The organism is Exiguobacterium sp. KKBO11 (genome assembly GCF_001644945.1).
Classification (GTDB): domain Bacteria; phylum Bacillota; class Bacilli; order Exiguobacteriales; family Exiguobacteriaceae; genus Exiguobacterium_A; species Exiguobacterium_A abrahamii.
On sequence record NZ_LUCU01000011.1, the window covers coordinates 1,019,306 to 1,044,201 of the forward strand.

24 protein-coding genes and 1 pseudogene are annotated in these 24,896 nt (G+C 46.5%); 21 read left to right on the forward strand and 4 right to left on the reverse strand.

Annotated elements, in window-relative coordinates:
• From dinG to nth, 7 genes are all read left to right on the forward strand, one after another.
• Positions 1 to 2,817, forward strand: a complete 2,817-nt coding sequence (gene dinG / locus AYO36_RS05290) for an ATP-dependent DNA helicase DinG (protein ID WP_231884650.1) — start codon at positions 1 to 3, stop codon at positions 2,815 to 2,817.
• Positions 2,818 to 2,879: 62 nt separating this feature from the next.
• Positions 2,880 to 3,050, forward strand: a complete 171-nt coding sequence (locus AYO36_RS16580; protein WP_012370646.1) for a YpmA family protein — start codon at positions 2,880 to 2,882, stop codon at positions 3,048 to 3,050.
• Positions 3,047 to 3,514 carry a hypothetical protein gene (locus AYO36_RS05295; RefSeq protein WP_023468619.1) on the forward strand — a complete coding sequence of 156 codons (468 nt, stop codon included), beginning with the start codon at positions 3,047 to 3,049 and terminating at the stop codon, positions 3,512 to 3,514. Before AYO36_RS16580 ends, AYO36_RS05295 begins: the two co-directional genes overlap by 4 nt.
• Before the next feature lie 14 nt (positions 3,515 to 3,528).
• The gene (locus tag AYO36_RS05300; RefSeq protein WP_058704903.1) at positions 3,529 to 4,710 is read left to right on the forward strand and encodes a pyridoxal phosphate-dependent aminotransferase; all 1,182 of its coding nucleotides are present in this window, start codon (positions 3,529 to 3,531) and stop codon (positions 4,708 to 4,710) included.
• Positions 4,711 to 4,739: 29 nt separating this feature from the next.
• Positions 4,740 to 6,029 carry an asparagine--tRNA ligase gene (gene asnS / locus AYO36_RS05305; RefSeq protein ID WP_174316766.1) on the forward strand — a complete coding sequence of 430 codons (1,290 nt, stop codon included), beginning with the start codon at positions 4,740 to 4,742 and terminating at the stop codon, positions 6,027 to 6,029.
• A gap of 75 nt (positions 6,030 to 6,104) precedes the next feature.
• On the forward strand, positions 6,105 to 6,683 hold the full coding sequence (locus AYO36_RS05310; protein ID WP_023468616.1) for a DnaD domain-containing protein: 579 nt from the start codon (positions 6,105 to 6,107) through the stop codon (positions 6,681 to 6,683).
• Between the two features lie 4 nt (positions 6,684 to 6,687).
• Positions 6,688 to 7,344, forward strand: coding sequence for an endonuclease III (gene nth, locus AYO36_RS05315; protein ID WP_064299680.1), 657 nt, complete (start codon positions 6,688 to 6,690; stop codon positions 7,342 to 7,344).
• A gap of 37 nt (positions 7,345 to 7,381) precedes the next feature.
• Here nth and AYO36_RS05320 read toward each other — a convergent pair whose 3' ends face one another.
• Positions 7,382 to 8,296: a DUF3800 domain-containing protein gene (locus AYO36_RS05320; RefSeq protein ID WP_023468614.1), complete on the reverse strand. Its 915-nt coding sequence runs from the start codon at positions 8,294 to 8,296 to the stop codon at positions 7,382 to 7,384.
• Positions 8,297 to 8,471: 175 nt separating this feature from the next.
• The gene (locus AYO36_RS05325; protein ID WP_023468613.1) at positions 8,472 to 8,774 is read right to left on the reverse strand and encodes a DUF1798 family protein; all 303 of its coding nucleotides are present in this window, start codon (positions 8,772 to 8,774) and stop codon (positions 8,472 to 8,474) included.
• Positions 8,775 to 8,848: 74 nt separating this feature from the next.
• Between AYO36_RS05325 and recU the strand changes: the two genes are divergently transcribed.
• The 7 genes from recU (at position 8,849) to AYO36_RS05360 (ending at position 17,293) form a co-directional block, all read left to right on the forward strand.
• Positions 8,849 to 9,475 carry a Holliday junction resolvase RecU gene (recU, locus tag AYO36_RS05330; RefSeq protein ID WP_064299919.1) on the forward strand — a complete coding sequence of 209 codons (627 nt, stop codon included), beginning with the start codon at positions 8,849 to 8,851 and terminating at the stop codon, positions 9,473 to 9,475.
• Between the two features lie 20 nt (positions 9,476 to 9,495).
• Positions 9,496 to 12,162 (forward strand): PBP1A family penicillin-binding protein, encoded by a 2,667-nt coding sequence (locus AYO36_RS05335; RefSeq protein WP_064299681.1) that lies wholly within the window; start codon positions 9,496 to 9,498, stop codon positions 12,160 to 12,162.
• A gap of 103 nt (positions 12,163 to 12,265) precedes the next feature.
• Positions 12,266 to 14,530, forward strand: a complete 2,265-nt coding sequence (locus AYO36_RS05340; RefSeq protein ID WP_064299682.1) for a DEAD/DEAH box helicase — start codon at positions 12,266 to 12,268, stop codon at positions 14,528 to 14,530.
• Positions 14,527 to 15,732, forward strand: a complete 1,206-nt coding sequence (locus AYO36_RS05345) for a ribonuclease H-like domain-containing protein (protein WP_064299683.1) — start codon at positions 14,527 to 14,529, stop codon at positions 15,730 to 15,732. Before AYO36_RS05340 ends, AYO36_RS05345 begins: the two co-directional genes overlap by 4 nt.
• On the forward strand, positions 15,729 to 16,289 hold the full coding sequence (locus AYO36_RS05350; RefSeq protein WP_023468608.1) for an SLOG family protein: 561 nt from the start codon (positions 15,729 to 15,731) through the stop codon (positions 16,287 to 16,289). The genes AYO36_RS05345 and AYO36_RS05350 overlap by 4 nt, the downstream gene beginning before the upstream one ends.
• A gap of 5 nt (positions 16,290 to 16,294) precedes the next feature.
• Positions 16,295 to 16,609 carry a cell division regulator GpsB gene (gpsB, locus tag AYO36_RS05355; protein WP_050677422.1) on the forward strand — a complete coding sequence of 105 codons (315 nt, stop codon included), beginning with the start codon at positions 16,295 to 16,297 and terminating at the stop codon, positions 16,607 to 16,609.
• A gap of 129 nt (positions 16,610 to 16,738) precedes the next feature.
• Positions 16,739 to 17,293 (forward strand): nuclease-related domain-containing protein, encoded by a 555-nt coding sequence (locus AYO36_RS05360; RefSeq protein WP_064299684.1) that lies wholly within the window; start codon positions 16,739 to 16,741, stop codon positions 17,291 to 17,293.
• A 44-nt stretch (positions 17,294 to 17,337) separates the two neighbouring features.
• Here AYO36_RS05360 and AYO36_RS05365 read toward each other — a convergent pair whose 3' ends face one another.
• Both AYO36_RS05365 and AYO36_RS05370 read right to left on the reverse strand, forming a co-directional pair.
• Positions 17,338 to 17,655 carry a hypothetical protein gene (locus AYO36_RS05365; RefSeq protein WP_023468605.1) on the reverse strand — a complete coding sequence of 106 codons (318 nt, stop codon included), beginning with the start codon at positions 17,653 to 17,655 and terminating at the stop codon, positions 17,338 to 17,340.
• Positions 17,656 to 17,688: 33 nt separating this feature from the next.
• A complete protein-coding gene (locus AYO36_RS05370) occupies positions 17,689 to 19,263 on the reverse strand; it encodes an FAD-dependent monooxygenase (protein ID WP_050677419.1) in 1,575 nt (524 codons plus the stop codon).
• A 79-nt stretch (positions 19,264 to 19,342) separates the two neighbouring features.
• Between AYO36_RS05370 and yvfG the strand changes: the two genes are divergently transcribed.
• The 7 genes and pseudogenes from yvfG to AYO36_RS05405 all read left to right on the forward strand — a co-directional run bounded on the left by yvfG (position 19,343) and on the right by AYO36_RS05405 (position 24,733).
• Positions 19,343 to 19,573: a protein YvfG gene (yvfG, locus tag AYO36_RS05375; RefSeq protein ID WP_217448908.1), complete on the forward strand. Its 231-nt coding sequence runs from the start codon at positions 19,343 to 19,345 to the stop codon at positions 19,571 to 19,573.
• On the forward strand, positions 19,570 to 20,181 hold the full coding sequence (locus tag AYO36_RS05380; RefSeq protein ID WP_058704911.1) for an NUDIX hydrolase: 612 nt from the start codon (positions 19,570 to 19,572) through the stop codon (positions 20,179 to 20,181). Before yvfG ends, AYO36_RS05380 begins: the two co-directional genes overlap by 4 nt.
• A 60-nt stretch (positions 20,182 to 20,241) precedes the next feature.
• A complete protein-coding gene (locus AYO36_RS05385; protein ID WP_023468601.1) occupies positions 20,242 to 20,451 on the forward strand; it encodes a hypothetical protein in 210 nt (69 codons plus the stop codon).
• Between the two features lie 348 nt (positions 20,452 to 20,799).
• Positions 20,800 to 21,435 (forward strand): 3D domain-containing protein, encoded by a 636-nt coding sequence (locus AYO36_RS05390; protein WP_064299685.1) that lies wholly within the window; start codon positions 20,800 to 20,802, stop codon positions 21,433 to 21,435.
• Between the two features lie 127 nt (positions 21,436 to 21,562).
• Positions 21,563 to 22,350, forward strand: a pseudogene (locus AYO36_RS05395) (ABC transporter ATP-binding protein).
• Positions 22,347 to 23,864 carry an ABC transporter permease/substrate-binding protein gene (locus AYO36_RS05400; RefSeq protein ID WP_064299686.1) on the forward strand — a complete coding sequence of 506 codons (1,518 nt, stop codon included), beginning with the start codon at positions 22,347 to 22,349 and terminating at the stop codon, positions 23,862 to 23,864. Before AYO36_RS05395 ends, AYO36_RS05400 begins: the two are co-directional and overlap by 4 nt.
• The gene (locus tag AYO36_RS05405; RefSeq protein WP_035396868.1) at positions 23,861 to 24,733 is read left to right on the forward strand and encodes a diacylglycerol/lipid kinase family protein; all 873 of its coding nucleotides are present in this window, start codon (positions 23,861 to 23,863) and stop codon (positions 24,731 to 24,733) included. The genes AYO36_RS05400 and AYO36_RS05405 overlap by 4 nt, the downstream gene beginning before the upstream one ends.
• Positions 24,734 to 24,896 lie beyond the last annotated feature (163 nt).

Here is a 24,896-nt window from a genome sequence, read left to right on the forward strand (position 1 = left end):
GTGTTGAAGAAAAAGTACGTCGTAGTCGACCTGGAAACGACAGGTCATTCCATAAAGGCTGGCGATGAGATGATTGAGATCGGCATGGCGGTCATTGAAGATGGACAGTTGACAGAACAATTGTCTGCGTTCGTGCGTCCGACCCAACCGATTCCTCCGTTCATTTCCCAGTTGACGGGCATCACGGATGAGGATGTCAAAGAGGCCGAGACATTCGATGTCATCGCACCGCGTGTCTTATCATTGCTCGATGGTGGTGTCTTCGTCGCACATAATGTGCAGTTCGATTTAAACTTCTTAAACGATGCGTTAGAAGAGGAAGGATACTTGCCGTACACAGGTCCTGTCATCGATACGGTCGAACTCGCACGAATCTTACTTCCGACAGCAGAAAGCCACGCGCTGTCGCATCTGTCAGAGTCATTACACCTTGCCCATCAAGAAGCGCACCGGGCAGGGAGTGACGCTTCGGCGACGGCTGAATTGTTGCTTGAACTACTCAAACGACTACATACGTTGCCGCTTGAGACATTGAAGCACTTAAGACGTTTATCACCACGCCTGTTCAGTGCCATCGAAGAGGAAATCGACCATGCGATTCGTTTAGTCGGCATCGAGGAGGATTCACAGTTTGATCGTTTTCGAAAAATCGCTTTGAAAAAGCGTCAGACGATCGAACGCTTAACGCATCCGCCCGTTCTTGAACCGTTCGGACCATTCGTGGATGAATTGAATGCCGTGACGTTCCCTCGTCTATTCGAAGGATACGAAGAGCGACGTGGGCAGCTCGAGATGATGCGTCATGTCTATCAATCGCTCGATCAAGAAACGCCGTTACTCGTCGAAGCGGGAACGGGAACCGGGAAATCGCTCGGTTATCTTGTTCCGGCAGCGCATTACGCGCTCGAACATGAAGTCCCGATCGTCGTCAGTACGCACACGATTCAATTGCAGGAGCAACTGTTCGCGCGTGATTTACCGCTCTTGCGTCAACTGTTCGATGCGCCGGTCCAGATTGCATTGCTTAAGGGACGAAGTAACTATATTGATTTACGGAAATTCGAATTTTTCTTGAATGATCAAGAGGATGCTTATAACTTCACGCTCGCAAAAGCGATTCTGCTCGTCTGGTTGACGGAGACGGAAACGGGAGATTTAGAGGAAGTCAGCTTACCAGGCGGTGCAGCGCAAGGCAATATCGGCATTAAACAGTTGATCCAGTCTGATAGCCAATCGCAGCTCGGACGATTTGACCCGTGGTACAGCCGGGACTTCTTCCAACATGCGATTCGCCAAGCAAAGGATGCGACGGTCATCGTCACGAACCATGCCTTGTTGTTTAGTGACCTGCAGTTCGAAGCAGGGGTCTTGCCGAAAGGAAGTCCGTTGATTCTTGACGAGGCACACCAAATCGAAGAAGTCGCGAGCCATCATTTTGGTCTTGTCTTTGATGGACATACGTTTGATCGTCTGTTCCGACAACTCGGGTATTCGTCCGATAAAAAATTATTACACCGCTTGCTCGATCTGTCGGAAGAATGGGACATCGCCGAGATGGTCGAAGCCCATAGTGAGACAGTCGATGAGGCACTGACGACGTTACTCGAAGAAGCAGACGGTCTATTGATGATCATTCAAGCGTACGGGCTTGAACTGGCTTCTCGCAAAGCACGACGGGAAGGAATGGTCAGCATTCGCTTCAAGCGACTCGACCGTTCGATGCGTGCCGTCCAGGAAAGTGCCAAGCGGGTTGAATTGGTGTTGCGGCGTTTGCGTCAAGCAATCCGGGCGATTCATAAACTGTTCCATGAACACCGGGAGCAGATGAGTTATCGCGAACGCTCACTCGTCGCGGATTTAAAAGCGATCACGTCACAAATCGAAGAAGCGGAACTCGCCATCTTTGAGACGATGCTTGCCCCGCACGATGAGACGGTATCTTGGATCGAGACGTCTGTTAAGAACCGGAAACTAACACGGGTCTACACACAACCAATCGACATTTCAGAGCGACTGCGACGCGATGTCTTTTCGAAACGGACGTGTATCCTGACGTCTGCGACGCTGACAGTCTCGAACAAGTTCCAGTTCATTGAGAACCGTTTAGGGCTCGATGCGTTTGAGACACGTCGTTTCGTCGTTCCGTCGCCGTTCGGATATGCCGATAACGTGCGATTGATGATTCCGACGGATCTCCCGCTCCTACAGGATGTACCATTGCCGGAATTCGCAGAGACGATTGCGGAAGCCATCTTACAAATCGCAGAGGTGACGGAAGGACGGATGCTCGTCTTGTTTACCTCAAATGACTTGCTAAGACTGACGCATGAAGCGACGAAACCGCTGTTACCTGACCGGTTTACGTTACTCTCGCAAGGGGTCACGCAAGGTTCACGGCAACGACTGATGAAACAGTTCAAGCAACTCGACGCCTGTATCTTGTTCGGGACGGCTAGCTTTTGGGAAGGGGTCGATATCCCAGGAGATGATCTCAGTTGTCTCGTCATCGTCCGACTACCGTTCGCGCCACCGGATCAACCGATCGTCCAGGCACGCTCGGAACGGATCGAAAAACTCGGGAAATCATCATTTTTCGAATACAGCTTACCGCAAGCGATCATTCGCTTTAAGCAAGGCTTTGGTCGCTTGATCCGGACGACGAACGACCGAGGTGTCGTCTTCGTACTTGATCGCCGGATTGAGACGACGCGTTATGGAAAACGGTTCGTCACGAGTCTGCCGAAAGTACCTGTTTTATCAAAACCACTTGATGAACTGACGGCAGAACTAGAATTGTTCTTGAATGATGGCGATTAAGTCTATTCAGATAAACCCTATCGCATTATAATAGATAGAGAAAAATGAGGGAGGACATACAGATGGATTCAAAAATTGAAACACTTGCGACCGTCAAAGTGAACCGCCATGACGATACGTATAAAATCGTCGACTTGTTGAATCGGACACTGAAAACGGAAGATTTAATGTTCGGTCTTGCTCTCGATGAAAAAGACAAGGAGCAGATGGTCTTTACCATCTACCGCACATGAAGTGGAAAATCACGCTTGGTCTGCTAAGTGCACTCATCCTTTTGACTGTACTTGGCACCGCCGTTTATCAGGTGACGATCGCTGAGGCAAAAGACCGGGAACAGAGCGTCGCCGAACAAGCAGAGGCGCGTCTGAAAAAAGAACTCAAACCGACGGATGTCCGGTTCGAATCTGTCTTTAACGGGAAACGTCAATATGTCGTTTTTACGATGAAGCAGAATGGACAGGCGGTACGGGCGTTCGTTCCGAAAAAAGGAACGATTGAGACACGACCAGTTGCTGATGGTATTGCCATCAAAACGGTCATCGCGGATCATCCGGAACTAGGAGACATCGTGTCTGCTAAGTACGGCTTTGAGGATCGTGCCGTCATCGAGATCGTTTCAAAGACGACGACAGGCTATGATTATTCGTATTACACGTATCAAGAAGGTTCTTTCATCAAACGATTACGAATCAAGTAAAGGGAGTGGGCGACATGTTATCGAAACGCGTACGACAATTGACACCATCTACGACGCTAGCCATCACAGCGAAAGCCAAGGCACTACGTGAAGAAGGTCAAGACATCATCGGTTTAGGTGCGGGAGAGCCCGACTTCAATACACCGGAATTCATCATCCAAGCAGCATTCGAGGCAGCAGAAGCGGGCGATACGAAGTATACGCCGTCTGGCGGAACGGTTGCCTTGAAGGATGCAATCATCGAAAAGACACGCCGTGACTTATGGATGCCATACGAACGCTCAGAAGTCATGGTCGCTTCAGGAGCAAAGCATGCACTATCAACGTTGTTCCAAGCGATTCTCGATCCAGGCGATGAAGTCATCGTCCCAGCACCATACTGGGTCAGTTATCCAGAGCAAATTAAACTCAGTGACGGCGTACCGGTCATTTTAGAAACGGACGAATCGTCTCGCTTCAAAGTGACACGGGAATTGCTCGAGCAACACATTACCCCAAAAACGAAAGCACTCGTCTTGAATTCACCATCGAATCCGACAGGAATGGTCTATTCGAAAGAAGAGCTCGAGATGGTAGCAGATGTTGCGATCAAGCACGATCTACTCGTCATCAGTGACGAGATTTATGAAAAGTTGCTCTATAACGGTGCGACACATATTTCGATCGCGTCCTTGCCAGAGATGCGCGAACGGACGGTCATCATCAATGGTGTCTCGAAGTCCCATGCGATGACAGGCTGGCGGATCGGGTATGCAATCGGACCGAAAGAGATCATCTCAGCGATGACGAACTTAGCGAGCCATTCGACGTCGAACCCGACATCGATTGCGCAAGCAGCATCGGTTGCTGCGTATGCAGAAGGCGATGCACCGGTCGAAGCGATGCGTGTCATCTTTGAGGAACGACTTGAGAAAATCTATGCACGACTCATTGAAATCAAAGGATTGACGTGTCTGAAGCCAGAAGGGGCATTCTACTTGTTCCCACATGCAAAGCAAGCTGCCGAGATGTGTGGATTCGATAATGTCGATGACTGGTGTACAGCTGTTTTATCTGAAGCGAAGGTCGCCTTGATTCCAGGTTCAGGATTTGGTGCACCGGACTATGTCCGCCTATCTTACGCGACGGATCCGGCACGTGTCCTAGAGGCACTCGACCGGATTGAAGGATTCATCACGGCACATACAGCCGTTTAATAGAGAGAGGATGTTGACTGTTGAAAGCAATGATTCGGGATGTAAACAAATATGTAGGAGAAGAAGTGACGATCGGGTGTTGGTTAGCAAACAAACGCTCAAGCGGTAAAATCGCCTTCCTCCAACTTCGGGATGGCTCTGGATTCATGCAGGGTGTCGTCGTCAAAGAAACAGTCGGCGAAGACTTATTCAAGCAAGCAAAAGGCTTAACGCAGGAATCATCACTCTGGGTGACAGGTGTCATCAAATCAGATGGCGGTCGGACAGCGATCGGTCATGAAATGGAAATTTCAAAAATCGAAGTCATCCATGAAGCGATCGATTATCCGATCACACCAAAAGCACACGGAACGGACTTCTTGATGGATAACCGTCACCTCTGGTTGCGTTCAAAGCGTCAGCATGCGGTCATGGTCGTTCGGAACGAATTGATTCGTGCAACGTACGAATTCTTTAACCAAGAAGGATTCATTAAAGTGGATCCGCCAATCTTGACAGGTAGCGCACCAGAAGGAACAACAGAATTGTTCCACACGAAATATTTCGATGAAGATGCGTACCTTTCACAATCGGGTCAGCTTTACATGGAAGCGGCAGCAATGGCACTTGGAAAGGTCTTCTCGTTCGGTCCAACGTTCCGTGCTGAAAAATCAAAAACACGTCGTCACTTGATCGAATTCTGGATGATGGAGCCGGAAATGGCATTCCACGATCACGAGATGAACCTCGAAGTCCAAGAAAACTATGTTTCGCACCTTGTGCAATCGGCACTGAAGAACTGTCGTGCGGAACTTGAGTTGCTTGGACGTGACTTGACGGTCCTTGAAAACATTAAAGCACCGTTCCCGCGCGTCAAGTACACGGAAGCAATCGACATGCTCAAGGAGCAAGGATTCGACGATATCGAATTCGGCGATGACTTTGGTGCACCACACGAGACAGCAATCGCAAACAGCTTCGCACGTCCTGTCTTCATCACGCACTGGCCAAAAGCAATCAAACCGTTCTACATGAAAGAAGATCCGGAAAACCCAGACTTCGTCTTGTGTGATGATTTGATTGCCCCTGAAGGATACGGGGAAATCGTCGGTGGCTCACAACGTGAAGAAGATCATGAAAAACTCCTCGCAGAGATGAAGAAGCATGGTCTTGACGAGACAGGTGCTTATAAATGGTATCTCGAAACACGCCAATACGGTTCTGTTCCACACAGTGGCTTTGGTCTTGGTTTAGAGCGGACAGTCGCTTGGATCACAGGTGTCGAGCACGTTCGGGAAACAATTCCGTTCCCACGTTTGCTGAACCGCCTCTATCCATAAGCAGTAAGGAAAAACATCGACCCATCGTCTCGACGGGTCGATTTCTTGTTTAGACTAGAGAATCGAGGAAATACGATGAATCATAATTTAGTGCAATTATTCGAGGAAGGGACGGTCGTCTTACCGAAACGATTGTTCACCGAGGCAAAACGGTTAGGCATCAGTTTCGTCGAGTTCACGTTGATTGGTCAATTGTTTGCTTGCCGGGCAGAAGGCATGGAGATGCCGTCACCGGAAGAGTTAAGTAATCGACTTGGACTATCCGAGACGGAAACGATCGAGACGACACTCGGTTTATTACAAAAAGGATTACTGGCAATGGAGAACGTCAACGGGTCTGAACGTTATTCGCTTGTTCCGCTTTACGAAAAGCTGATGGCACCACCGGAACAGGAAGCACCGAACTTTGATACGATCAACCCGTCCGTCTTCCAACAATTCGAGCGGGAACTCGGGATGATGTCACCGTTTCAGATGGAGCAGATCATTCAGTGGTTGACGATCGAGAACATTTCAGAAGAGCTGGTGCTTGCCGCACTTCGAGAAGCGGTCTATCATAATGTCCGCAAAATGACCTATATCAATCAAATTTTGCGGACGTGGGAACGTGAAGGGATCAAGACGCTTGAGGATCTCGCAGGGCGGGGAGGTTAAGGAGATGTTACGAAAGGCAGAAATCGATCGGATTGAAGCAACGTTAGAAGAGATGTTTCCAGATGCATTTTGTGAGTTGATTCATCGCAACCCATTTGAACTGGTCGTAGCGGTCGCACTCAGTGCACAAGCGACCGACGTACTGGTCAATCAGGTGACGCCTGGGTTGTTCGCAGCGTATCCGGATCCTGCTTCGCTTGCTGTGGCACCCGTCGAGGAAATCGAGGACAAAATCAAACGACTTGGATTGTACCGAAATAAAGCCAAAAACATCAAGGCGCTTGCGGCACAACTCCTTGCGCAACACGACGGAGAAGTCCCGCCGGAACGGGCCGGGCTCGAAGCCTTACCTGGCGTTGGACGTAAGACAGCGAACGTCGTCTTGTCTGTTGCCTTTGATGTACCGGCATTTGCGGTCGATACACATGTCGAACGTGTCTCAAAACGCCTCGGGATCTGTCGCTGGAAGGATAATGTCACGCAGGTCGAAGCGACACTGATGCGTCGTTTCAAACGGGAGCGTTGGTCAAAGCTCCATCACCAATTCATCTTCTTTGGACGTTATCACTGCAAGGCACAACGTCCGAACTGTGAAGCGTGCCCGTTACTCGATATGTGTCGAGAAGGGAAAAAGCGAACAAAAGGAATAGCTAGACCCTAAAAAAGTGGACCCCTAGGGATCCACTTTTTTTGAGTCATTAACCATTCCAAGGAGTATCAGACCATTCACGACGCTTTTTCGTGATCGGTACTTTTTTGAATCCCCAGTTTCGGAAATCTTGGTCCGGACTATCGCGTCGAATGTAAATCTTATCTTTGATGGCTTTAAAAATCCGGTTTTCGTCCCCATAATGGACAAACCGTGGTTTTACCTCGATGACACCACGACGGACGCGAGATAAAGGTAAGCAGACCAAGTCGGCAATCTCAAGACCAGATTGGTAGAGGTCGCTGTCTTTTTCAGCAAAGATGAAGCCTTTGATTTTTTGACGGCTTTTTTCGACGTCGAGATGGACCGTTCCCGAATTGAAGATATCGAAGAACGCCTTTTGAATGAGCAAGTTTTGATAATCATCACGGCTTTCAAGAACGACACGCGCACTCGTTGCTTCTGTCTCATCAAGGAAGGAATAAAACGACTTCATCAGATGAGCAAAGGCAACGACATACGGATCCTTTGGTGTCGAGAAGAAGTCTTGTAGCTTCTGTTTATCGACTTCGACGCTGACGATCGTACAATCGATATCAACTAAAAATTCCGGCAAGGCGATCCAGAAATGACGTAACATATCGATCGTGATGCCATCTTCTTTACCATACGGATGCTCAGCTTTTAAAATCTCCTTCAAATGAAGGGGAATATGTGGATCTTCAAAAACTTTTGCCTTAAAATCCATCAAACGTTGACGAAGCGGACTTGGTTCACCGGTCTCATCCGAATCGATGGCATATTTATATTCCATCAAGACACCCGTTAAGTTGAATTGTGTATTCCCTTTCGGTGTCCCAGTTTCGTCGACGAACATGATGTATTTCTTCGGGGCAGGGGTTGAATTCTTAGGAAATCCTTTGACGTCAACGCCTTTGACGTTCGATTGTACCCGTTTGTTCAAATGAATCTCCTCCAATTGCACAATAATTACACAGTCTTTTCGAAAGAAATGCTCTTGATGCCACTTTACACGCTAGGCGGATGAAAAGCTATAGCCTGGTAAGTGAAACCGTAGAAACATTCCTTCGTATGATTAGGTGTTCGACTTAAGGAAGATAATTCCTGTTTTTTAATCGTTATTCTTCACCATTCATCAAGCGATCGATATAACGAACGGATTTAATCGTTTCATTGAAGCGCTTCAGACTCGTTTTCGGCTGAAATGCTTGGACGGAAATTTGCTTCAGTTGATCAACGGCGCTTTCGACCATGCTAGGTCGTAAGTAAGGACTATCTTGGGCATTCGTTTGCCACTGTGCAATCAGTTGATCCGCTCGTTCAACGAACGGTACGACGTCTCGATTGAAGTCATATTCGGTTCCGGCACGTCCTTCTTGATAAATACGTTCAATCTCTTGTAATAACGGTTCAATTGTCATTGGTTTTTAACTACTCCTCTCGGCCGATACGGTACAATCACATATCATGGTACAATAAACGCGATAGGAGGGGAATCGTTTTGAATTACCCGAACGGGAAAAAATTTCAAAAGCCACTCGAGTCGCATGGAACCCGAATCAAGAAGGCGCGATCAACCGATTCCACCTTTTCGAATCGAGGGATGACGCTCGAAAAATTATTGAATGAAAGTAATACGTTTTACCTGACCCATAATCGGGCAATCATTCACAAGAAACCCACTCCGTTACAAATCGTCCAAGTTGATTATCCGAAACGGTCGGCAGCGGTCGTCAAGGAAGCCTATTTCAAGCAACCGTCGACGACGGACTATAACGGTGTTTATTGCGGAAAATATATTGATTTCGAAGCGAAGGAGACGACGAATAAAACGTCCTTCCCGATAAAAAATTTTCACCCCCATCAAATCGCACACATGCGTCAATGTGTCGAACATGGAGGAATTTGTTTTGTCATCATTCGTTTCAGTCTGTATAATGTGCAATATGTGCTTTCAGTCGAGCACGTGTTCCCCTGGTGGGATCAACTAGAAAGTGGACGAAAATCAATTCCGCTGACGGTCATTGAACGAGACGGTATCAAAGTCGAGACTGGCGCGTACCCTGCCATCGATTATTTAAAGGCAGTGGACGAACTATATTTCAATTCAGACACTTTTTGATTGAAGGAGAAGGATAGCATATGGAAAGAAGTCGTGTCGCACGTCGTGAAGAGACGAAGTCATCTGAGAAAAAGATGAAACGGACGAAACGTCCCCAAAAGAAAAAGTCAGGTGGAGGTTCCGGTGGGAAAGGTCCACTTTGGAAAAAATTATTGCTGATTGCTACCGGATTATTCATCGTCATGATGTTGGTCGGAGGCGGATTTGCCGCTTACGCGATTGCTACGGCACCTGAGCTCGATGAGACAGAACTTCGAGATGCTTTGCCATTGAAAATCTATGCGAGCAATAAGGAAGAGATTACGAAAGGCGGAACGAGTCGAGAATACGTGTCAATCGATGAAGTACCGGAAGTCGTCAAAGACGCATTCATCTCGATTGAGGACCGTCGTTTCTATCAGCACAACGGAATCGATTTCCGTCGTCTTGGCGGAGCCATCATCGCGAACGTGACGGATGGTTTTGGATCGGAAGGAGCGTCGACGATCACACAACAGGTCGTCAAACAATCATTCCTTAGCTTCGATAAAACGGTCACGCGGAAAGTCCAAGAACAATGGCTCGCAATCCGGTTAGAGCAGGACTATACAAAAGATCAAATTTTAGAGATGTACTTGAACAAAAACTACTATGGTCAAAACTCGTTTGGGATTCAGACGGCTTCAAAAGCTTATTTCAACAAATCAGTTGATAAGTTGAATTATGCGGAAGCTGCGATGCTCGCAGGACTTCCACAACGTCCGACCGCATACGATCCAATTAAAGGAGATCCAAAACTGACGAAATGGCGTCAGACACAAGTTCTTGATGCGATGTTGACGACAGGCGTCATCTCACAAGCGCAACGAGACAAAGCGGTCAAACAACCGATCTCAAAATTAATCAATCCAGCGCCGAAGTCGACGAAGGATGAATCGTATGACAGCGTCATCTTCGATATGGTATCAAAAGAGTTAGAAGATGATTTTGGTTTAGAAGGAAAAGACATTTATGGTCAAGGGTTGAAGATCTATACATCGATCGATAAACCAATGCATGACTACATGAATGAAGCGATCAAGAAAGACCAAATCGTTCAGTTACCGGAATATGCGGAAACAGCTGCAACAGCGGTCAACACGCAAACCGGAGAAATCCTTGCGGTCGTTGATGGTAAAAATCCAGGTAAAGGCACGGCGCGACGAAACTTTGCGAATGAGCCGCATCAACCAGGATCGTCCGCAAAACCATTCTTCGCTTACGGACCAGCGATCGAAAATGATAAGTGGTCGACTGCAAAACAATTGACGGATAAACCAACAGAAGTCAACGGCAAAGAGATTGGAAACTATTATGATGGATACCGTGGCACGAATACGATCCGCCACTGGTTAAAAATCTCGGCAAATACACCGGCCATCCAAACGTATCAAGAAATCGGCGGTGATTCAGTCGAGGCGTTCGCTGAAAAATCCGGCTTGAAGATGAAAGACGATGAGTCGATTTCGCCTGCGTATGCGATTGGTGGGATGAAACACGGTTTCAATACGACACAGATGGCAGGAGCGTATGCCACACTCGGTAATGGTGGCGATTATATCAAGCCGCACGTCATCAAATCGATTGAGTATAGTGATGGATCGAAAATCAAATCACCGATCAAATCGAAAAAGGCAATGGAAGACTATACAGCGTATATGTTGACGGACATGTTGCGTGACGTCTTAAAACCAGGTGGTACGTTCCCGAGTGCTGGATTGTCATTTGATGCAGCCGGTAAGACAGGAACGACGAATGCCTATAAAGATGTCTGGTTCGCAGGATATACGTCGGATGTCTCAATCAGTGTCTGGACAGGGACGACGAAATCCGGAAACAACAATGGAGCCGGACTTAGCGGTCCGTACAACAGTACGATGGCACAGCAAATCTGGAAAGACTTCATCACGAAGACACGTGATCGTACGCCAGCACCATTTGAACAACCTAGTTCTGTCCTCAGTATCGGAAACGAATTGTACGTGAAAGGGACGAAGGAACCTGTCGTTGAAAAAAAGACAGTACCCGCTCCGACTGGATTACAAGCATCTTACGATGAAGACACAAAGAGCGGTGAACTGACTTGGAACTATAATGATGCTGCGCTTCGTGCCAATGGGTATGACGATGTATCGTTTGAAGTGACGATGACAGATGCTGACGGTGAAACATCAACGATTGGTACGAGCACGACGAATCGAATTGCCATCAATGGTTTGAAACCAGGACGGTCAACGTTCCAAGTCGTAGCGAAAGCGTCTGGAGAGGAATCTGGTCCGGTCTCGACGACGGTAACGGTTACCGATCCTGAAGCAGAAGAACCGACGACGGATGAACCATCGACGGATGAACCTGCAACGGACGAACCATCGACAGATGAACCGACGACGGATGAACCTGCAACGGACGAACCATCGACAGATGAACCGACGACGGACGAGCCGACGACGGATGAACCTGCAACGGACGAACCGACAACGGACGAACCGACGACGGACGAGCCGACGACGGATGAACCTGCAACGGATGAACCGACGACGGACGAACCAGCAACAGATGCACCGAATTCGAATGATGGAGCAAACGCGCAAAACAATTCGAATGGTTCGACGGAACGAAACAACAATACCAACAATCCGAATAACAATGGAGATGACTCTGAAGATTAATAAAGGAGCGTCACTTGTAAAGTAGACAAGACCAAAGACGAGTAGTTCGTTCTTTGGTCTTGCCTCTTTTTTTGTATAATGAGAAGTGGAAGGAAGTGAAGGCATGCAAGCGAAACAAACGCTCGTTGCATTTCTCGAAGAATTGAAACAGGACCGCTCGTTCATGGAGCGGATTACGTATATGAAAACGATGGAAGCGACAGCTGGGCGGTATGTCGATTTTCCAGAACGACTACCGGAGCGTTTACGACAAGCTCTTCGAACACGTGGGATCACGCAATTGTACCGTCACCAAGGGTTAGCATTTGAACGTGTACAAGCGGGAGAGTCGACGGTCATCGTCACACCGACTGCCTCCGGAAAGACCTATTGTTTTAACTTACCGGTCTTATCGCATTTGTTAGAGCATCCGAACGCGCGGGCATTATATCTCTATCCGACAAAGGCCCTCGCACAGGATCAAAATAGTGAATTACTTGAACTGATCGATCAATTAGAGGCGCCGATCCGATGTTTTACCTATGATGGAGATACGTCACCGACGATTCGAACAAAAGTACGAAAAGCTGGTAATATCGTCATCACGAATCCGGATATGCTACATTCCGGCATCCTACCACACCATACGAAATGGATCGAACTGTTCGAGAACTTGAAGTATATCGTCATTGATGAATTACACACATATCGTGGTGTGTTTGGTAGCCATGTCGCCAATGTCATTCGTCGCCTGCGACGGATTTGTCGGTATTATGGTAGTGATCCCGTCTTCATCATGACGAGTGCAACGATCGCCAATCCGCAGGAACTAGCAGAACGACTGACAGAAAAAACAGTCGGTTTGATTGATGATAACGGTGCGCCAACAGGACGTAAACATTTTCTCGTCTATCAACCACCCATCGTCAACGCACAACTCGGCATTCGACGTTCAGCGACGCTTGAGACGAAACAACTGGCGATGCGCTTCATCAAGAAAAAGTTCCAAACGATCGTCTTTGCAAGGTCACGCGTTCGCGTTGAAGTCTTGCTGACGTATCTACGAAGCATCTATCCTCATGAACTCGGTCCTCGATCCATCGAAGGGTACCGGGGCGGTTATTTGCCGAGTGAGCGACGGGATATCGAACGACGGTTACGTCAAGGAGAGATCACCGGTATCGTCTCGACGAATGCTCTCGAACTTGGTGTCGACATCGGGCAACTGCAAGTCTGTATCATGAATGGTTATCCGGGAACGATTGCTTCGCTCTGGCAACAGGCAGGGCGTGCGGGACGTCGACAAGATGATGCACTAATCATTCTCGTCGCTTCTTCCGGTATGCTCGATCAATATGTCGCAGAACGACCAGAGTTATTCTTGAATCAATCCCCGGAAGCAGCCCGACTTGATCCGGATAATCTGATCATTGCCGTCGATCACGTCAAATGTGCAGCGTTTGAACTGCCTTTTACGAAAGGAGAATCATTTGGGACTCTCGAGACGGAAGATATCCTCGAATACTTAGTCGAAGAGCGTGTCCTGCACGAACGTGGCGATCGCTTTTATTGGATGAACGATGCGTTTCCGGCTCATGGAATATCGCTTCGGTCGAGTGATCAAGAGAACGTCATCATCGTCGATCAGACCGAGGTACCGAATCGAGTCATCGGTGAAATGGATACGTTTAGTGCGATGACATTGTTACATGACGAGGCCATTTATCTTCACGGAGCCGATCAATACCAAGTTGAGCATTTGGATTTTGAAGAGAAAAAAGCGTTCGTCCGTGCCGTGGACGTTGATTATTATACGGATGCTAATTTTTCAGTCGACCTTTCCGTGCTCGAAGAAGATGAACAGTATGCAGAGGGAGAATATAGTGTTGCGCGCGGCGATGTCAGCGTCCGCGGAATGGCAACGATGTTTAAGAAGATTAAGTTCGGTACGCATGAGAACATCGGGTCTGGTCCGATTCACTTACCGGAACGAGAAATTCATACAACAGGTGTTTGGTTCACTTTACCCGATCACGCACGCTCTTCGACAGAGCTCGAACAAGTGTTAGAAGGGGTCGCGAATAGTCTCAGACGTGTCGCACCGCTTTATTTGATGTGTGATGCCAGTGATGTCTTCGTCGTGCCGCAAGTCAAGGCGACACACACGCAACAGCCAACTGTTTATCTATATGATCGTTATCCAGGGGGTGTCGGTCTCGCGGAGTCGATTTATAAGCAACGCGGTGTCATGTTGCGTGCCGCCCGTGATTCGATCGTCACATGCCCTTGTCAGGACGGTTGTCCTGCTTGTATCGGTATGGTTGGCGTATCAGATGAGAAAGAACGAACGATTCAGTTGTTAGCAGAAATGGAGAAGGAACTATCATGAAAAATCGTCTTAGACGTATGCTGAAATCTACATCAGACGCCGCAACGGAGGATCAAGTGTCTTCCGCTCCTGAAGTGGAGACGCTGAAGACACCAATCGGATGGACTGATGAACAGCAAGCCTGGATTGATCGTGGGGCCGATATCTTGACGTTCGAAGAAGAGTGGATTGTCAGGATCGACAAGCGATATGCATTAACAGATCGACATGGAGACCGAAGCTTTGCTGAAGTGTATGAGTCCTTACAATTGCCGCATCCGCCGCTTGCGTTAGATGTCCCGCTCGAGCAGGTCATTTTCTTTGATACAGAGACGACAGGATTACGAGGAACCGGAACGACGATCTTTTTACTCGGGTTCGCGCGCTTTGAGCAGGGCGGATTGCTGATGCGACAATATTTCTTACCGCATCCGCACTTTGAAGCTGCCTTTTACCATCACTTCCTGCACGATATCGGAGATGATGTCCGCTTTGTGACCTATAACGGGAAAAGCTTTGATTGGCCGCAAATCAAGACACGTCATGTCTTCGTTCGGGAACGTGTTCCTCGTTTGCCGAAAGTCGGCCATCTCGATTTACTTCATGTTGCGCGGCGAATCTTTAAAGGAATGTATGATTCCTATCGATTGACTGCGATGGAAGAGCGAATCGGATTTGAACGGGAAGGGGATCTACCTGGATTTTTGGCACCGATGCATTACTTCCAGTACGTCGAACACCAGCATCCGGATATCATGACAGGGGTCTTGCAACATCATCTGGATGATTGTCTGACGCTTGTCGGACTGTATGATGCGTGCAACCGACTCGTCACACATCGAGCGGAGGCGCCTTCCCCAATTCAAGAAAACATCGCGATTTGGCTGGCAGATCTCGGAATTCATGAAGGATCACACGCTCATTTTCAACAAGTCAAAGAACTATCAGCAGAAGGATGGTTGCGCCAAGGATATTTGCATAAAAAAATGAAGAACCATGAACAAGCTCGAGATTGTTTCTTGAAGAGCGACAGTTATTTAGGGTATGTTGAGCTTGCGAAGTGGGCAGAGCACATTGCAAAAGATCCAGTGCTTGCTTATGATTATACGGAACGAGCACGACAACACGTCGAGCGACATCATTGGTTGATTACTAAAAAAGAACGAATCTTGGCAGAGTTGGATCATCGAGGACGTCGGTTGAAAAGGAAGTGTGACGCGTGAAAGTTGTCGCCATCACAGGATACAAACCCAATGAACTAGGTATCTTTGATCAAAAACACCCTGGTATCAGGGTCTTAAAGGCAGCCTATCGAGAGCGGATGATTCGCTTGATTGAGGATCGAGGCACAGAGTGGTTTATCACGAATGCCTCACCGGGTTGCGAAATCTGGGCATGCGAGGTCGTACTTGAATTAAAGGAAGAGTATCCCCATATTCGTCTCGGTATTCTTTTGCCGTTCTTGGAACAGGAAGCACGCTGGAAAGAGCCCGTTCAAGCGCAGTACCTTTCCATTCTTGAACAAGCGGACTTCGTCGAAGCAATCAGTCAGAAACCGTATACGGATCCATCGCAGTTACGGAATAAAACCGAGTTCATGATTCAAAAAAGCCAAGGATTATTGTCGGTATTTGATGAAGAACATGGAGGATCGGCGAAATTTTTAGTAGAGCGTGCTAGAATAGAAATGGAACAATCCGATTATCAGTTGTTTTTAATTACACAAGATGATTTATCTTGGCTCGAACAAGAATTACAATACAATGATCAGTGGGAGTGAATAGGATGTATAAGCCATTGTTGACAGCGGACGATATTTACAAAAAGGAATTCAAAACCGGCCTCCGTGGCTATGTCATCGAAGATGTCGATGGATACTTGGATCAAATCATTAAAGATTATGAAGGATTCGAACGTGAGATCGAACGTCTCAAGAAAGAGAACGAGGCGTTAAAACAAGCACCAGCACAACCGGTAAGACGTGAAGAACGCCGCGTCGAACAAGCGGAACCACAAGTATCAAGTTCATCGAACTATGATATGTTACGTCGTATTTCGAATCTAGAGAAGGCCGTTTTCGGACGTCCGCACCAAGATTGACGCATCAAAAAAGACATTTCTGTCAGATCAGAAGTGTCTTTTTTATTTCCTTCTTTTTGAAAGAATCGTCTTCTGAACGAAAACGGTGTTAAGATAACTAATAATACATACTACAAAGGATGATGAACCATGTTACAAGTCATGACTGCTTCTGTTCCTGAACCACCGCGCCGTCGTTTTTTTGCAAGTAAACAAGTGAGTACGACGACGAGTGAGACGGATGCACTCTGTAATGAAATCCGTCATGTTTGTCGTTTTGATTGGATGTTGTTTGATCGGATTCGTCTTTCTGACACGATTGTCATTCCTTTTGCGCTGATCGGACCAAAAGGATTGTTCCTCGTGTTACAAAACGATGCGGTCGTAGAATGGATGACGGAGGAATCTTGTCATGTCATGGATTCTGAGCATGGAAGAAAAGTGTTTGCACCTCATCCCATCCATCAGTCGAAACAAATCGTTCAAGCGGTTCGAAAAACGCTAAAAGAACAAGGGATCATCATTCCGATTCATGGCATTACACTTTTTCCGAATGCACCACAGATGCGGACGGAACGAATTAAATTCCCGACGGGGCACAGCTTTAAAGATGTGCGGGCGTTCATCGTCTCAAAGAAATCCTCCCCTGTTCAAGAGCAAGAACGAAAACAAGTTGCGTTTTATCTCGCGCAGCAACAGGAATGAACAAAGGCAGTGAAGCGCTCGCTTCACTGCCTTTTCGTTTGAATTCATCGTCTTGGTCGAGACGCAAGAATGTCTTCAGCTTGATCCAAGTCTTCTTTCAAGACATACACCGCTACGCGATCATCCAAGTCTTTACTGAAACGTCGGAATAAAAACGAAGTTTTGACGCCGCGTTCGACTCGAATCTCTAAGTCAGCTGCTTCGAGTCGCGCAGCGTCCTTTAATAAATCTTCTCCTTTTTCACCAAATGCTTCCCCGATTAGTGACCATCGAAGGTTTTCCTTCGTTCGTCTGCTGACGATGACGAGAAATGCAATGACTAAAAGAATGATTAAAACCGTTCGAACTAGCTGTATATCCATCTTTGCCTTCACCTCATTTACTATCATACCGAGTTAACGCGCATAAAGTAAACGTTCAACATAGCGGGCGAACGATTTACTTTTCAAACCTTGTTGGCGATACGCGATATAACCGTCAGGGCGAATTAAATATAATCCGGATTGCTTGATGCCAAAGCGTCGTGCCAGTTCACCGCCTTGATCGACGACACCATCCTCTTTAAGGGATTGATGGATCGGTACTGTCTCAAATAGATCGGGATAGGTATAGGCGAGTTCCTTGAATGGCTCAAGAAGATCATCGGTTGCATTTTTTGGTAAGAACAGTAGTAATAAGAAATTCCGATCGGCACGACGTAACAATAGTTCGTTCTTTTTCGTCCGCGGGTGAACGACTTCACTGTAAGGCATCGGTTCACCTGGTTTTGGTGTCAATGGACTAAAGTGTCCTTGTGTGACGAAGGTCGAACTCGCTGGGTAGTGGCTGTTAAGCTGTGCAATTCGGTTCGTCACGAAATGATGTAAGGGTGCGATCTTGAGACTATTTCGAATGACTTTTTCCTGCAAGGGCAATAAAAAAGGAATATTGATTTGCAAAAGTTCCGTCGCAAGATTGGTTGATCGTAAGATCCCTTGTGCCGCTTCTCGACGTTCGACGCTATAAGAATCAAGTAACGGAAAACTCGCCTTAAACTGATGGACACACCATAGTTTCCAAGCGAGGTTCATCGCATCAGCAATTCCGGTATTCATTCCTTGACCACCGACGGGTGAATTGATGTGTGCTGCATCCCCGATCAAATAAATCCGGTGGTGTCCGAATTTCTCGATAATCCGGTTATGGACGCGAAACATGGAATACCAATGGACTTTTTTGAGCTCAAACGGTACTTTGGCTCGATTTTGTAAAAAATCGTCAATCGCTTTATGGTCGGTCGGAACAGGTCCGCTCGTTAGATTGCCGGTAATCCGGAACAAGTTCGACTGAAGTGGGAAAGACTCGATGACGCCATGATCAGAGAAGAAGATATGAACCTCCTCAGAAGAGAGCGGCCAGTCGACCTCGATGTCAGCCAGTGCCCACGATTCTTTGAACGACTTTCCACTGAATGGGAGTCCGAGCTCTCGACGGACGAAGCTGTTCGCGCCATCTGCTCCGATAATGAAGGAAGCATCGACCGTCTCTGTTTCTCCTTTATGTTGTAAGGATGCAGTAACGAACGTTGGAAATTGAGCAAACCCTGTTAATTCTGTTTCGCGCTCGACTACGTGTCCATATGTGGCGAGTCGTGCTTCAAGAATCCGTTCCGTCTCACTTTGAGGTAACAGCGTGACGAACGGAAAGGGTGTGTTCAAATCCGTAAAATCAAGTTTTGCCTGCCATGCGCCATTGACATAGAGGTTTCCTTGATTGATTTTAATCGCATTCTCCATCAAGTCTTCTGCAACACCAAGCCTTGCGAACAACTCCAGAGAACGCGCTTGAATCCCAATCGCTTTTGAGACGACGGATGGTCCGCTTGCACGTTCGACGATGCGAAAGGATAATCCATAGCGCGAGAGTGCGAGTGCGAGTGTTAAACCGGTTGGTCCGGCACCGATAATGAGGACATCTAATTTTTTATTCACGGATAACCCCCCTTAATTTACATCTTAGCCAAAACTCGTTACCATTAAACTATTGATGACACGCTTGACGTGTGAAAGGATGAAACTTGTGAACGAACAACTTTTTACGACAGAACGATTGATTGCGAATTTTAAGGAATACATCCGTCAGAACGAGGCACATCTGACGAAACGACATGCCTTAAACGCCTATTACAAGACGGTAGCAGGATCGATTTTATCGGACCGGATTGCTAAGAATGCGGATCTCATCGTCCGTATGCGCCATCTGGAAGAGGCGTACCAACACGTTGCACAAGAAGGGCGATGAAACAGGTGAACTTAGCCGATATCCGAAAGCATTACGTAGATTCTGAAGAACGTTTACCTCGTCATGCGGCAGCCGTACTCGTTCCGTTAGTTGAGCAGGATGGCGAAGTCTATTTGTTATTTCAAGTACGAGCCAAGACATTACGTTCGCAACCAGGTGAAATCGCTTTTCCGGGTGGTCGGATCGATGGCGGTGAATTACCGAAAGCAGCGGCTATCCGTGAAACGGTCGAAGAATTAAATGTCAGTGCTTCTGAGATCGAAGTGATTGGAACGCTAGAACCACTCGTGACACCGAACCGGTCGATCATTTACCCGTATCTTGGCATTCTCCATGCGACAGACTTTAATCCTTCTCCGGCCGAAGTCGATCATGTGTTTCTCGTGTCATTAACGGAATTAATGACTTCGAAGCCGATTAAAGGAGATATGGAGTGGCGGATTCGCCCTGGTAAGGAAGTGCCGACCGAACGCATGGCGAATCGAGAAGCATACCTGGATCGTACGTATACAGTCACGGAGCATTTTTATGAGCACGGGGATTATCTGATTTGGGGATTAACCGCTAAAATCTTGCGCCAGTTCTTGGCTCAATTGACGCGTGACTAGCTTTTTCGGTCGTTATTTTATATGATTAACTGTAATTGAACGTGTCAGGAGATGAGTCAAATGGAAGAAACAGAAGAGTTATTCGATTATATCGTTGGAGATATGGTAAAAACGAAAGAAGGCTGGGTAGCAGAAGTAACGGCTGTATTGACAAATACGGTCGTTGGTGATGTATCCCACACGAAAAACTTTGAGGCACTCGGCTTAGAGTTCGAAAAACAAGTCTTATTAAAGTCAGAGATTGAATTGTTAGAACGTAAAACAAAATAATGTATGAAAGCACACCATATAATTGGTGTGCTTTTTTATGTTCATCCAGTGAACTGAATAATAATGAAATCATACATTCTTTTAATTTTTGAAGAATTGGACAAAATGACTGAAAACATCGAAAAGATACATTTATTACAAAAGAGTAACAAAGACTAATTCGTAACAGAACGGTTACAAAATATAAAAACGTTGATACACAACGATTGAGAGCGTTTTTTGTAAGCGTGTAACCATTTCGTTACTTTTTGACAGATATATTTCAATTTATAGTGTTCGCTTTTCAAACTATTTGTCACCATGATACGTTGTGCGGGTCGTAAAACGGCGAGAAAGGTTGGCATCAACATGAAACGAACATCATTCCTTTTATCCCTTTGTTTAACGGGATTCATATTTATTCTTTTGCCGCATCATGAAGCATCGGCAGCACAAATCGGGATCGGTACGGAGAAGACGATCGTACAAAATCCATTAGAGATGAAACGCCAAGCTGCTCAAGAAAAGCGTGAACAAGCAGAGGCGAAAAAACAAGCGCGTCTAAAAGCCTTGGCTAAGCAAAAAGCAAAAGCAGAGCAAAAAGCAAAAGCAGCACAAGAAGCCAAAAAGGAAGCACAACAGGTAAAGAAACAAAGTCGAACACAAGCAAACGCTGACCGTTCCACAAAACGTACGGAAACATTTGAGACGACAGCATATACGACGAATCCAGAAAACAATGGAAGCCGTTTGTATAATGGTCGTGCCTTAACGGCATCGGGTTATGACGTCACGAATACGATTACATACGAAGGACGTCGCATCGTTGCTGTCGATCCATCGGTCGTACCGCTTGGAACTAAGGTACATGTAGAAGGTTTCGGCGATGCGATTGCGCTTGATACAGGTGGTGCGATTCGCGGGAAAATCATGGATCTTCTTGTCGGTTCAAAACAAGAAGCTTTAGAATGGGGTCGCCGTCAAGTCACGGTGACGTTCGAATAAGAGACGTATATGGTTAGGCGATGGATAGTTTCCATCGTCTTTTTTGTTTTGATGAAGAATATAATAACGATCTGTTCGATGTTGGATTTAGAAAACAGGGGAAAGAGTGAACGGAATAGGTTTTAGAATGTCTAAGAAAGGGGAATTTTACAAAGATAATAAACCGGGAAACGAGGGATGGTTCGTGATTGAATTCAAGGATGTCGGCAAAACGTATGCAGACGGAACAAAGGCAGTGCAACACGTGAACTTTACGGTTGAACAAGGCGAGATTTTTTGTTTGATTGGCCCTTCAGGGTGCGGTAAAACAACGACGATGAAAATGGTCAATCGATTGATTGATCAACGGAAGGACAAATTTGGATCGATGGTGAACCGATCATGTCGATCAATGAACATGAACTCCGTCGGCGAATTGGCTATGTCTTACAACAGATTGCCCTCTTTCCACATATGACGATTGAGGAGAACGTCAGCGTCGTGCCTGAGTTATTGAAGTGGAATAAGGAGAAAGTAGTACAACGGGTCGATGAATTATTTCGGTTGACTGGGTTAAATACCTCACTTAAGAAAAAATATCCAAGTGAACTCTCTGGTGGACAACAACAACGTGTTGGGGTTATGCGGGCACTCGCAGCAGAACAAGACGTCATCTTGATGGACGAACCATTTTCTGCGCTTGATCCCATTTCACGTGAACAACTACAAAATGATTTGTTGCATCTAAACGAAGAGCTTGGTAAAACAATTTTGTTCGTCACGCACGATATGAACGAAGCGTTGAAACTAGGCAGTCGTATCTGTCTGATGAACGCTGGAGAGATTGCTTTCATAGGTACAAAGGAAGAGGTATTAGCAAGTAACGATCCGTTCGTTCAAGAATTCATGCGTCAAGTCAGGGGGAGTGTCGAATGAATGGATTGATCGAAACGTATCAAGACCGGAAGACTGAATTGCTTCAAGCGTTGATCGAACATATCCAATTATCTGTTATCTCCTTGCTCATTGCCTGTGTAATCGCTATTCCGCTTGGGATTTACTTATCACGTAACAAACGTCTGAGTGAGTGGTCGATTGGTGTGACCTCAGTCATCCAAACGATTCCATCACTCGCATTACTCGGTTTGATGATACCACTTGTCGGGATTGGTACAGTACCGTCGATCATTGCACTTGTCTTGTATTCTTTATTACCGATCGTTCGAAACACTTATACAGGGCTTGCCGAAGTCGATCCTTCAATTAAGGAAGCGGCACGCGCATGTGGGATGACTCCGATGCAGAGCCTTTGGAAAGTCGAGCTCCCACTAGCTTTACCTGTCATGATGGCCGGGATTCGGACCGCGATGGTACTGATCATTGGTACAGCGACGATTGCTGCCTTGATTGGTGCTGGAGGATTAGGCTCGATCATTCTCCTCGGGATTGACCGTAACGATAACTATCTATTATTGCTCGGTGCGATTCCGGCAGCACTGCTCGCGCTTTTATTTGATGGCTTATTACGTCAAACGGAAGTAGCGACTCGTAAACGACAAACAGCACGTCTCGTAACGGCAGTTGTCTTAATGGTTGCGATCGTCGTCGCACCTTTTGCCTTCGGTCGTAGTGAACGACCAGATCTCGTCGTCGCTGGAAAACTAGGTGTAGAACCGGAAATTTTAATGAACATGTATAAGATTGTCATTGAAGATGAAACGGATTTGACGGTACAAGTCAAACCGAACTTCGGGAAGACGACCTTCGTCTATAAGGCACTCGAATCAGGTGATATTGATGCGTATCCAGAGTTTACAGGAACGGTGCTCGCTAGTTTGACGAATGAAAAACCGAAGTCGAATGATGCAAAAGAAGTGTATGAACAGGCAAAAGCCGGTCTTGAAAAACAAGATTTAGCCTTGCTACCACCGATGAACTATAACAATACCTATGCTGTAGCTGTTCCAAAGAAATTAGCAGACCGTTACGATTTGAAGACGATCTCTGATTTAAAACAGGTCGCGAATCAGTTGACAGCTGGATTCACGTTAGAATTTAAGGATCGACAGGATGGGTATAAAGGGATTCAAGATAAATATGATGTTAATTTCCAGAAAGTCGTCACGATGGAACCAAAATTGCGCTATAAAGCAATTGAGTCAGGTGAGATCGATGTCATTGATGCTTACTCGACAGATCCGGAGATTGCGAAATACGACATGGTCGTCTTAAAAGACGATCAGCAACTATTCCCTCCATATGAAGGAGCTCCTCTTCTGCGACAAGAGACGATCGAGGAGTATCCAGAAGTAAAACAAGCACTTGAGCAATTGTCAGGTAAAATTTCAGATGAAGAGATGTCAAAAATGAATGAAGCTGTCGCATACGGCGGAAAGACGGCGAATGAGGTCGCTCGTGATTACCTGAAGAAGGAAGGCGTCATTCAATGAAACTTTTACTGATCAGTAACCCGACAGCTGGGACGAACGGCACCGGGTTACTTGGAGAAGTCATCGAACCATTAAGTACATTATTCGATGAAATCGTCATCAAGAATACAAAGCAAGCTGGAGATGCGATGCAATTTGCGGAAGATTCGTCCGCATTTGATGCGGTCGTCGTCATCGGTGGAGATGGAACGGTGTTCGAGACAATCAACGGGGTCGCAAAACTGGATGATCGCCCGATACTCGGTATCATTCCTGGAGGGACCTGTAACGACTTCGCTCGAACGCTTGGCTTACCGATGGCTCCTCGGCTTGCTGCAGAAGCGATCGCGATGCAACACGTTGTTCAGGTCGATCTCGGACAAGTCGAAAATAGCTATTTCTTGAATTTCCTTGGTGTCGGTCTTGTCGCAGAGGCATCGATTGGCATCGATACAGAAGAAAAAGCACGCCTCGGGAAGATGGGATATTATCTATCGACGATTCGCTCAAGTCTAGAAGCACAACCCTTCGAATATGAACTGATTTTAGATGAAGGCCGTCACATGACCGGCGAAGCGGTTCTCATTCTTGCAGCAAACGGAGAATCGCTCGGTGGAATCGAGACGAACTTATCAGATGGAGCCTATAATGACGGCAAACTTGATTTAGTGATCGTCGATGAAGTAAACTTGACAACCATTCGAGATGTGATCCTTCAAAAAATTGGTCTTGCCAATGATCCTTCCTTTACACATATCTTGACGAGTGGGTTTCAGTTGAAAACAAAAGACGCAAAAGTCATCGATACAGATGGTGAGAAAGCCATCCATACGCCGGTTACAGTTAAAGTATTGCCGGAGTATCTGCGCATGTATGGAGGCACACAATAATATAAAGTAATGAATGAAAAGAAGGTCGTCATAAAAAACGACCTTCTTTTTTATCTTTCAGTACATATATGCGGTTATGCTTTGACGCTTTAAAGAAAATATTTGATAAAGGATGACTTTCAATGATTCTTTCTGTACAATGAAAAAGTATTTTGAAAAGGAG